This is a genomic window from uncultured Pluralibacter sp., from assembly GCF_913775985.1.
Taxonomy (GTDB): Bacteria; Pseudomonadota; Gammaproteobacteria; order Enterobacterales; family Enterobacteriaceae; genus Pluralibacter.
On sequence record NZ_CAJYMB010000056.1, the window covers coordinates 1 to 9,319 of the forward strand.

Here is a 9,319-nt window from a genome sequence, read left to right on the forward strand (position 1 = left end):
GCTCAGCCGCAGCCACTGGGGCATGGTGGCCGGACACGTTGGCATGGCGGTGACCGTGGTTGGGATCGCCTTTAGCCAGAACTACAGCGTGGAGCGTGACGTGCGCATGAAGCCCGGCGACAGCGTCGATATCCACCACTATCACTTCACCTTCCAGGACATTCACAACATCGTCGGCCCCAACTACAGCGGCGGCGCGGCGATTATCGACGTCCGGCGCGGGGAGCATCATGAAGCTACCCTGCGGGCGGAGAAGCGCTTTTACAGCGCCAGCCGCCAGGTGATGACCGAAGCAGCCATCGACGGCGGGCTGACGCGGGATCTGTATGCTGCCCTCGGTGAAGAGCTGGACGACGGCAGCTGGGCGGTGCGTCTTTATTACAAACCGTTTGTGCGCTGGATCTGGTACGGCGGTGGGCTGATGGCTCTCGGCGGACTGCTGTGCATGCTCGATCCGCGCTATCGCCTGCGCAAAAACCTCAAGGAGGCGCAATGAACCGCAAGCTGCTTTTTATTCCGCTGGCGCTGTTTCTGGTGCTGGCCCTGGCCCTGATGTGGCAGCTGATGCGCAACGCCGACGGCGACAGGCCCACCGATCTGGAGTCGGCGCTGGTAGGTAAACCGCTGCCGGTCTTTAACCTGGCGTCGCTCGACAATCCGGATGAAAAGCTGGGGCGCGATGCGCTACTTAACGGCAGGCCGTTCCTGCTGAACGTCTGGGCTACCTGGTGCCCGACCTGCCGCGCCGAGCATCAGTATCTCAACGGCCTTACCGCCCAGGGCGTGCGCATTGTCGGTATGAATTACAAGGACAACCGGCAGAAAGCGGTGACCTGGCTTAAGACCCTCGGCAACCCTTACGCCCTGAGCCTGTTTGACGGCAGCGGGATGCTGGGGCTGGATCTCGGGGTTTACGGCGCGCCGGAAACCTTTCTCATCGACGGCAAGGGCATTATCCGCTACCGCCACGCGGGCGAGATGAATGCGCAAATCTGGCAGCAGGAGCTGCTGCCCCTGTGGCAGAAATACAGCCGGGAGGCGCCGTGAAGCGAGTGATATTTGCCGCACTGCTGGTGCTGTTCAGCGCTGCCGCCGCGGCGGCCATCGACACCTGGCAATTTAAAAGTGAAGCGCAGGAGCAGCAGTTCCGCGAGCTTACCGGGGCGCTGCGCTGCCCGAAGTGCCAGAACAACAGCATCGCCGATTCTAACGCGATGATTGCCCACGACATGCGCCAGAAGGTGTATGAGCTGATGCAGCAGAGCAAGAGCCGGGAAGAGATCGTCGACTATATGGTGGATCGCTACGGCAATTTCGTGACTTACGAACCGCCGGTAACGCCGTCGACCCTCATTTTATGGCTGCTGCCGGCGCTGTTTATTCTCGGCGGCGGCATAGTTATCTGGCGCAGCAGCAGGCGGTCTAACGCTGCTGCCGGGCTGGATGCGAACGAGCAGCAGCGCCTGCAGGCGCTGCTGGATGAAGATAAAAGGACGCCGCGATGACCGCTATGTGGATTGTGATTGCCCTGCTGCTGGCTGTCAGCGTCGGGCTGCTGTTTGTACCCTGGTCGGATAAGCGCAATATCAGCCGCGACAGCCTCAACCAGTTTATCTACCGCCAGCGGCTGAACGAGCTGGAGAGCAACAGCGACAGCGTCGATCTGCAGCAGCGCGAGGCGCTGGTAGCGGACCTGCAGAAAAACCTGCTGGATGATATTCCGCCGTCGGCGGCGGTGCGCGCCAGGCGTGCCGGACAGTGGGTTTATCTGCCGGGCGCGGTGGCGCTGGTGGCGCTGACCCTGGGAACCTTTTTCAGCACCAGCAGCCTGATGCAGGTCAGCGAATGGCAGCAGATAACCCGGCAGACCCCGGCGCTGCTGCAGCGGGCGATGAATCCCGGGCGGGATCCGCTCACCGTCAACGATTTGTCGCATCTGGCGCTGGGGCTGCGTACCCGCCTGCAGGCAAACCCCGATAACCTCGACAGCTGGGTGGTGCTGGGGCGCATCGGCGTGGTGCTGGATAACTATCCCCTCGCGTCCCAGGCGTTTGAGCGCGCCTGGCGGATGGCGCCGCAGCGGCGCGATGTGAAAACCGGCTACGCGGAGATCCTGCTGCGCTCGCCCGATGAAAGCGATCGCCGGGTGGCGGACGTGCTGCTGAAAGAGCTTATCCAGCAGGAGCCGGGCGACCCGCAGGTGCTCGGGCTTATTGCGTTCAGCGCCTACGGCCGGGAGCAGTATCCGCAGGCCATCAGCGCCTGGCAGAAAATGCTGCAGGTGCTTCCTCCCGCTGACAGCCGCCGCAGCGTTGTCGAGCGCAGCATCGCCAGCGCCGAGCAGAAACTGAAGACGGAAAGTAAGTAAGGAAACGCCGCCGGGCGGACGCCCGGCGGCAGGAAGCCGGTTACGGCTTCAGGGAAGGCTGCTGCTTAAGCTCCTCATCGGGTATCTCTTTGCGAATAGCGCTCACGTCTGACGCGTCAACCTTCGGCGCATCGTTACCCCAGCTGCTGCGGATAAACGTCAGCACCCGGGCCGCCTGTGCGTCGTCAAGACGCCACGCGAAGCCCGGCATCGTCAGTCCTGTCACCTTATCCTGAGTGACCGCCATTTTACTGCCCCGCAGGGTAATGCTGATAAGCGAAGAGGGATCGTCGCTCAGCAGTACCGGGTTATGCGCCAGCGCCGGGAAGGTGTTGGCGTAGCCTTTGCCGCTGAGGCCGTGGCAGGCCGAGCAGTTATCCACGTACTCCTGCGCGCCGGGCCGGCTGACGTCACCTTTAATCAGCGCGGCAGTGGTGGCATCGGACGCTTTCGGTGCAGCCGCCTCTGCCTCAGACGACTTCAACGATCGCAGATAAACGGCAATCGCCTTGAGATCGGCGCTGCTCAGGTGCTGGGTGCTGTTCTCTATCACCTCTGTCATGGAACCAAACGCGGCGCTGTGCGCGGTCTGGCCGGTTTTCAGAAATTGCTCAATCTCGTCTACCGACCAGCGGCCAATGCCGCTCTTCATGTTGCTGGTGAGATCCGGGGCGTGCCAGCCCTCCAGCGTACCGCCGGTGAGGAAAGCCGGATCGTGCTGATCGCTGGCTTTTTCCTGGAACGCGATACCGCGCGGCGTGTGGCAGGTGCCGCAGTGGCCCAGGCCCTGCACCAGATAGGCGCCCCGATTCCACTCCTCACTGCGTTTCGGATCCGGCGTAAAGCGGCTGTCGTCCTGGAACATCATGTTCCACACCGCCAGCGGCCAGCGAATGCTCAGCGGCCAGGGGATATCGCTGTCGCGATTGGCCTGCTTCACCGGCGCAACCTGGGTCATAAAGTAGTCGTACAGCAGATGCATGTCGTCATCGTTGATTTTGGCAAACGAGGTGTAGGGCATCGCCGGGTAAAGGTTGTGCCCGTCTTTCGCCACGCCGTCGCGCAGGGCGCGGGCAAAGTCCTCGTAGCTGTAGTCGCCGATGCCGGTCTCTTTGTCCGGCGTAATGTTGGTGGAGTAGATTGCCCCGATGGGCGTGGACATTTTCAGCCCGCCGGTGAAGGGCTTCGCCCCCGGCCCGGTATGGCAGGCGACGCAGTCACCTGCGGCCACCAGCGCTTTCGCGTTATCAAGGTTAATGTCAGATGCGGATTGCGCCTGGACGGACGCCGCCAGCAGGGCCAGCGGCAGCAGGGCAAACCTCGTGTTCCGTTGCGTACTCATAAGATTCCTTCCTTCTGTCATGCCTGAACCAGCGGGCCGGGATGGGCGAGATATTGCGTGCGGATGGCGTGGGCGGCGAACAGCGCCGTCGCGCCGACGATACCGGTCGGGTTGTAGGCCAGGTTCTGCGGGAAGCAGCAGGCTCCCAGCACGAACACGTTCGGCACGTCCCAGCACTGCAGATATTTGTTCACCACGCTGGTTTTCGGGTTGTCGCCCATTACCGCGCCGCCGGTGGTATGGGTGGACTGATACGGCCGCACGTCATAGTGCGCGTCCATGCTCATAAAGCCCATTTCGTAATGCGTGGGGTTAATCTGTTTGGCAATCTGCTCCGCCTTGCCGCCGATGAAGTTGGTCATCTTCAGCTCGTTGTGCTGCCAGTCGAAGGTCATGCGCAGCAGCGGCTGGCCGTGCAGATCCTTATAGGTCGGGTCGAGATCCAGATAGCACTGCTTATAGGGCATCACCGAGCCGGACGAGCCGATACTCATGGTATGCAGATAGCTCTTTTTGATTGCCTGCTTCCAGCCGCTGCCCCACTTGGGCGCGTCTTTCGGCGCGGTCATCTGCTGGATGGGGCGCCCGCCGGTAATGGTGGCCGAAATGGTCGCCCCGCCCACGAAGCCGAGCCCCGCGTGGTCGAAGTTCTCGGCGTTGAAGTCATCGATAAAGATCCCCGAGGTGCCGGTGGCGGCGAACGGGTTAAAAGTGTGGTCTTCATTGAAGAACAGCTTGATACCGCCGTTCATCTGATAGGCATAGTTGCGGCCCACCACGCCTTCACCGGTATGCGGATCGTAGGGCTTGCCGATTTTAGACAGCAGCAGCAGGCGCACGTTATGCAGCTGGAAGGCGCTCAGCACCACCAGATCCGCAGGCTGTTCAACCTCTTCGCCGTTAGCGTCTATGTAGGTGACGCCGGTTGCTTTGGTGCCGCTGGCATCCGTGTTGACCCGCAGAACGTGGGACTGGGTGCGCAGCTCGATATTGTCGTACTGCTTGAGGGCCGGCAGCACGCAGGATTGCGGTGATGCCTTCGAGTCGTTAAAGCAGGCGAAGCGTTCGCAGAAGCCGCAATAGTTACACACCCCGAGCTGCACGCCGTAGGGGTTAGTCCAGGGTTCGCTGCAGTTGGCCGCCGGGATCGGGAACGGATGGTAGCCAAGTTCCTTCGATGCCTTGCTGAACAGGATCCCGGAGTACTGGGGCTTGAGCGGTTTAGTGGGATAGGGGTTCTGGCGCGGTGCTTCAAACGGGTTGCCGCCCTCCACCGTGCTGCCCTGAACGTTGCCCGCCTGCCCGGAGGTGCCGCAGATTTTCTCGAACTTGTCGAAGAACGGCTCCATCTCGTCATAGGTGAAGGGATAGTCCTGTACTGTCATATCGGCCGGGATGAAATCGGCACCGTACTTTTCAATCACCGTGCTGCGCATTTTCAAATCCGCTTCAAGCGGGCGCCACAACATGCCGTTCCAGTGGACGCCCGCGCCGCCGACGCCGTTGCCCGGCAGAAAGGAGCCGAAGCGGCGGTAGGGGAGCGCGGTCTGCGACGTGGTATGGCGTACGGTGACCGTCTCTTTCGAGGCGTCCTGAAACAGCTTGAGGCGGATACCGTAGGTTAACTCGTCCATCATCCGCGGATAGGCGAAGTCGGGCCAGGTGCTGCGCATCTCGCCGCGCTCCAGTGCCACAATCTTCAGGCCGGTGTCCGCCAGCTCTTTGGCCATCAGCGATCCCGTCCAGCCGAAGCCGACAATCACCACGTCAACCGGTGCTTTTTTAATGCTCATCTTTACACGCTCCTTTTACCGGAAATACTCACCGGGCCCAGCGGATAAGGCTTGCCGGGATTGTCCATAACCTGCTGGTAGTCGGCGCGGGCGCCGGGAAAGCCAATCAGCTTCCACGAGGCCAGCGTCTGGTTGCCGCCGTGCAGCGGATCGGCGAAATAGCCCTCTTTGGCGTTTTCCAGCATTTGGGTAAAGAACAGCTTGCCGTCGACATTGCTGAAGGTGAGCCTGCCGTCATCGAGCTGGTGCAATATCTCATCCTGCTCGGCGGCGGTAAGGTCGGCGAAGGGCTTCTGAAACTGCTGGCGGCAGTGCGCGTTGACGGCATTAATCCCGCGCCGCCAGGTTTCGCGCGGCACGAGACTTGACTGATAGCCCAGCTCCGGCTCGGCACTGGCGAACGGTGCCTGCATGTACCACAGGTGGCCGTAGCCGTAGGGCAGCTCCATCTGTTTATCGATAAAGACCGGTACCCCTTCGCTCACCGCGCCGGGACCGTTGTCATCTTCAGGAATAAGCCGGTCGGCGGCGGCCAGCACGAAACGCCACTCCTCCTGATTGAAGAAGGTAGGGACGTAATCCTTGCTGACGCCGCTGCCGCCGGAGGGCGGCTCGGCACGAGCCGGCAGCACGTTAAGCGCGGAGCCGGCGGCGGCGAGGGGGATAAGAGATAAGGTTTGTTTCAGAAAACGCCTTCTGGGGGGAGCAGTATCCTGCATCTTGTTTTTCATAGGACTATCCTGTCATTGCTTCATTGTCAGTAACTTGTTAACGCTTTTAACAAGGTCTACATGCGTTATTTACCACACTAATAGTATGGATAGCATTAACATTGCGCGCTTTCCCTGCGGATGGCGCAAAAAGTAAGCAATGGGCTCAGGGAGCCGCTTAGGGTAGGGGTGCTTCCTGAGTGAATCTGGGTAAAGCTTCTTAAAAATCTCGAACTTAAGCTGAGATTTAATCGGGTTAAGCCAGACTAATAATGAGGATGCTTACAATATTTTTAAAAACTTTGAGTTAAGTAATAAGAAAAATTAACGCAAAAATGTGCAGGGAGTTAAGTTTATTACCTGTTGTAAATTAAGGGTATTTTTAAAGGCATAAGTTACAGCATACGGGAACTGCTCCATGAGTATGGGGCTTTTATTCTATTTCATAACACCTTATTAACATTAAGGGTATGGTGAGTATTTTTCCCATGGGTTATTCTTAGGAAAATTCTTCGAACTTGAGGGAAATTCTTAGTCATTTATAAGACTTAAAGTTTAAAGATTTTGGCCGCTTATAGGTGATCTAAAGACAGGTTTTCTCTTAATGAAGCCTGTGACCATGCGATGCTGAATAAAAATAATATTAGCCCTACGTAATAGGCATCACCTCTAATCGGGAACAGGGAAATATCAGGACGGATACTGTGAGGTTAAATATTTTTCGTTGGCTTGCTTGCTTGCTAATCGCACCAGTAGCAATTTCTGGCACAGCCATGGCGTCGAATTACAGCGTATCGCCGGGTGCCGTTTCAATAAACCAGGTCTCCTTAAAGGAGGCTATTTTGTTTGCTTTCGATCGCGACCCTTCGGTCGGCCGCCAGGCCGCTCAAATGGGCATTGGCGAGGCGCAAATCGATGAAGCAAAAAGTGCCTGGATGCCGCAGATTTCGCTGAGCGGTAATACCGGGCGCAATCGCACCACCGACTCAAGCGGTTCCCTCAAAAACTCAGCAGCCTGGGGCATGAGCCTGACCCAGCTGGTCTACGATTTTGGCAAAACCAACAACGCCATCAACCAAACCAAAGCCCAGCAGGAGAGCTACCGCTACGATTTAATGGCGACCCTGACCGAAGTAGCAGCTAAAACGTCCCTTAACTATGTGGAGATCCTCCGCTATTCGGCGCTGGTTAAGGCTGCGCAGGCAAATATTGTGGCGCTTAAAAATGTGCAGCAGCTTGCGAAATTACGCGCAGATGCGGGCCTGAGCTCAACCTCCGATGAGCTACAGACCCAGACCCGTATCGCCGGTATGCAGGCAACGCTGGAGCAATATGAATCAGCCCTGCGCAGTTCGCGTGCCAAACTCTCGGTGCTGACCGGCATTGATTCACTCAATTTTTTACCCCTTCCGGCGTCAATGACAATTAAGCAGGACTCGCTGGACAACATCGACTACTCGCTGGTACCGGCGGTGCTTGCCGCTCAGTCGATGGAGAAATCGGCGGACTTTGCAATCCAAAAAACCGAGTCCCAGCACTGGCCGACCCTCAGCCTGAGGGGAGGGCGAACACGATACCAGTCGAACAACGGTTCCTACTGGGACGATCAAATCCAGCTGAACATTGAGGCGCCCCTTTACCAGGGAGGCGCCGTTTCTGCACGTGTGCGCCAGGCGCAGGGCGCGAAAACCATGGCCGCAACCCAGGTCGATCAGGCCCGTTTTGATGTGCTGCAAAAAGCGTCTGTGGCAATGGCCGACTGGTCAGGCGCGCGCGGCAGGGAAAGGGCCGGGCGTTTACAGCTTGAGACGGCGCTGCGCGCCAGGGATGTTTATAAAAATGAATATACGCTAAGCAAAAGAAGCATTAACGATTTGCTCAGCGTTGAGCAGGATGTCTGGCAGGCTACCTCCTCAAAAATAATCGCCGAATATGACGGCTGGAGCGCAGCCGTTAATTATGAAGCAGCAGTCGATAATTTATTACCTGCGGTAGGTGTTGATAAAAACGCAGGGGCAAGACTACCCGATCTCGGATGATCAAATAACAGGCGGCTTCGGCCGCCAAAATATATTCAAGCACAACGGGAGCTTTTCCAGGGATACATAATCCTCTGGGATGGGACGACATGGAAATGCCCCCGGCAAGGAGAGTTATATGAGTAACGTAAAAATTGTTGATGTGATTATTCGTAAAACAGCCGAACAGAAAGTATTGCGTGGAGAGGGTAACCTCTCTGTAGTCGTTTCTGCACCTAGCGTGGTGGAGATTCACGGCTCGGCCCAGGACGTGGCGCGCTACGTCCGTCAGGGTAAAGATCTTCTTATCTACATGAAAGACGGCAGCGTGATCCGCTGCACCAACTACTTTATTGAAGATCCGGACGGCAAACTCCATTCGGAGCTGGTATTTAATGACAACCAGCACCTTACTCATGTCACTTTCAGCGATGTTAACGATGTTAATGGCCTGGCACCTGTAGAGCTAACCGCTCACTCTGCGCCTATTTCCAGCATTGAGCCTTTTCTTGAGCATCAAAGCGATACCGATGATCTGCTGGCATGGGTTGCCAGCGGGGTGCTGGCAGGCGGCGCTGTTGGCGCGCTTCTAAGCCATGATGGCGGGCATAATAAGCACCACAAAGATGTGGTCGATAACACCCGCGATGTTGAGCATGCCAAACCGACCTTTATCGTGAGCGATAAGGTCGGTGCCAAACAGGGCGTGCTGGCTTCCAAAGACATTACTGATGACCACTCACCGACCTTCAGCGGTACCGGCCAGCCGGGCGCGACCATCCAGATTAAAGACAGCAAAGGCAACACCATCGCCAGCGCGCAGGTCGACAAAGACGGCAAATGGTCAGTTATTATTCCTAAGCAGGCGGACGGCGAGTACTCCTGGTCCGTGGTGCAGATTGACGGCAGCAAAGTCACTCCTGCTGGCGATATTACCCTGACCATCACCTCAGCAGATGCCACGATTACCCTTGCCACCACGGCCGGTGATAACGTGATCAACGCCGCTGAGCAGGGCAAAGGATTCACCATTTCCGGTGCCAGCAACCATCTGCCTAAAGACACCGCGTTAACCATCACCCTTAACG

At 57.8% G+C, this 9,319-nt stretch carries 9 protein-coding genes; 6 read left to right on the top strand and 3 right to left on the bottom strand.

Translation table 11 applies throughout. From position 1 onward, the window contains the following. The 4 genes from QZ766_RS06665 to ccmI all read left to right on the top strand — a co-directional run. On the top strand, positions 1–496 hold a 496-nt coding region (locus tag QZ766_RS06665), incomplete at its 5' end, for a cytochrome c-type biogenesis CcmF C-terminal domain-containing protein (protein WP_297199144.1). Next, positions 493–1,047, top strand: coding sequence for a DsbE family thiol:disulfide interchange protein (locus QZ766_RS06670; protein WP_297199147.1), 555 nt, complete (start codon positions 493–495; stop codon positions 1,045–1,047). The genes QZ766_RS06665 and QZ766_RS06670, both read left to right, overlap by 4 nt. Next, positions 1,044–1,505 carry a cytochrome c-type biogenesis protein gene (locus QZ766_RS06675; RefSeq protein WP_297199150.1) on the top strand — a complete coding sequence of 154 codons (462 nt, stop codon included), beginning with the start codon at positions 1,044–1,046 and terminating at the stop codon, positions 1,503–1,505. The genes QZ766_RS06670 and QZ766_RS06675 overlap by 4 nt, the downstream gene beginning before the upstream one ends. Beyond that, positions 1,502–2,368: a c-type cytochrome biogenesis protein CcmI gene (ccmI, locus tag QZ766_RS06680; RefSeq protein ID WP_297199154.1), complete on the top strand. Its 867-nt coding sequence runs from the start codon at positions 1,502–1,504 to the stop codon at positions 2,366–2,368. Before QZ766_RS06675 ends, ccmI begins: the two co-directional genes overlap by 4 nt. A gap of 40 nt (positions 2,369–2,408) precedes the next feature. Here the strand turns inward: ccmI and QZ766_RS06685 are convergent, their stop codons facing one another. The 3 genes from QZ766_RS06685 to QZ766_RS06695 are packed head-to-tail and all read right to left on the bottom strand — an operon-like array spanning position 2,409 to position 6,234. Next, complete coding sequence (locus QZ766_RS06685) at positions 2,409–3,710, bottom strand: cytochrome c (RefSeq protein WP_297199157.1); 1,302 nt, start codon at positions 3,708–3,710, stop codon at positions 2,409–2,411. Between the two features lie 17 nt (positions 3,711–3,727). Next, positions 3,728–5,503 carry a GMC family oxidoreductase gene (locus QZ766_RS06690; RefSeq protein WP_297199160.1) on the bottom strand — a complete coding sequence of 592 codons (1,776 nt, stop codon included), beginning with the start codon at positions 5,501–5,503 and terminating at the stop codon, positions 3,728–3,730. A gap of 2 nt (positions 5,504–5,505) precedes the next feature. Beyond that, on the bottom strand, positions 5,506–6,234 hold the full coding sequence (locus QZ766_RS06695; protein ID WP_297199163.1) for a gluconate 2-dehydrogenase subunit 3 family protein: 729 nt from the start codon (positions 6,232–6,234) through the stop codon (positions 5,506–5,508). A 752-nt stretch (positions 6,235–6,986) separates the two neighbouring features. On the opposite strand from QZ766_RS06695, the gene QZ766_RS06700 reads away from it, so the two are divergent. Next, on the top strand, positions 6,987–8,252 hold the full coding sequence (locus tag QZ766_RS06700; protein WP_297199166.1) for a TolC family outer membrane protein: 1,266 nt from the start codon (positions 6,987–6,989) through the stop codon (positions 8,250–8,252). Between the two features lie 118 nt (positions 8,253–8,370). After that, a partial coding sequence (locus QZ766_RS06705; RefSeq protein WP_297199169.1) for a BapA prefix-like domain-containing protein occupies positions 8,371–9,319 on the top strand: 949 nt, incomplete at its 3' end.

Bases quoted from the DNA above. Each gene is read 5' to 3' on its own strand.
- QZ766_RS06670 (WP_297199147.1), top strand. From the start codon at position 493: ATGAACCGCAAGCTGCTTTTTATTCCGCTGGCGCTGTTTCTGGTGCTG.
- ccmI (WP_297199154.1), top strand. From the start codon at position 1,502: ATGACCGCTATGTGGATTGTGATTGCCCTGCTGCTGGCTGTCAGCGTC.
- QZ766_RS06685 (WP_297199157.1), bottom strand. From the start codon at position 3,710: ATGAGTACGCAACGGAACACGAGGTTTGCCCTGCTGCCGCTGGCCCTG.
- QZ766_RS06690 (WP_297199160.1), bottom strand. From the start codon at position 5,503: ATGAGCATTAAAAAAGCACCGGTTGACGTGGTGATTGTCGGCTTCGGC.
- QZ766_RS06695 (WP_297199163.1), bottom strand. From the start codon at position 6,234: ATGAAAAACAAGATGCAGGATACTGCTCCCCCCAGAAGGCGTTTTCTG.
- QZ766_RS06700 (WP_297199166.1), top strand. From the start codon at position 6,987: ATGGCGTCGAATTACAGCGTATCGCCGGGTGCCGTTTCAATAAACCAG.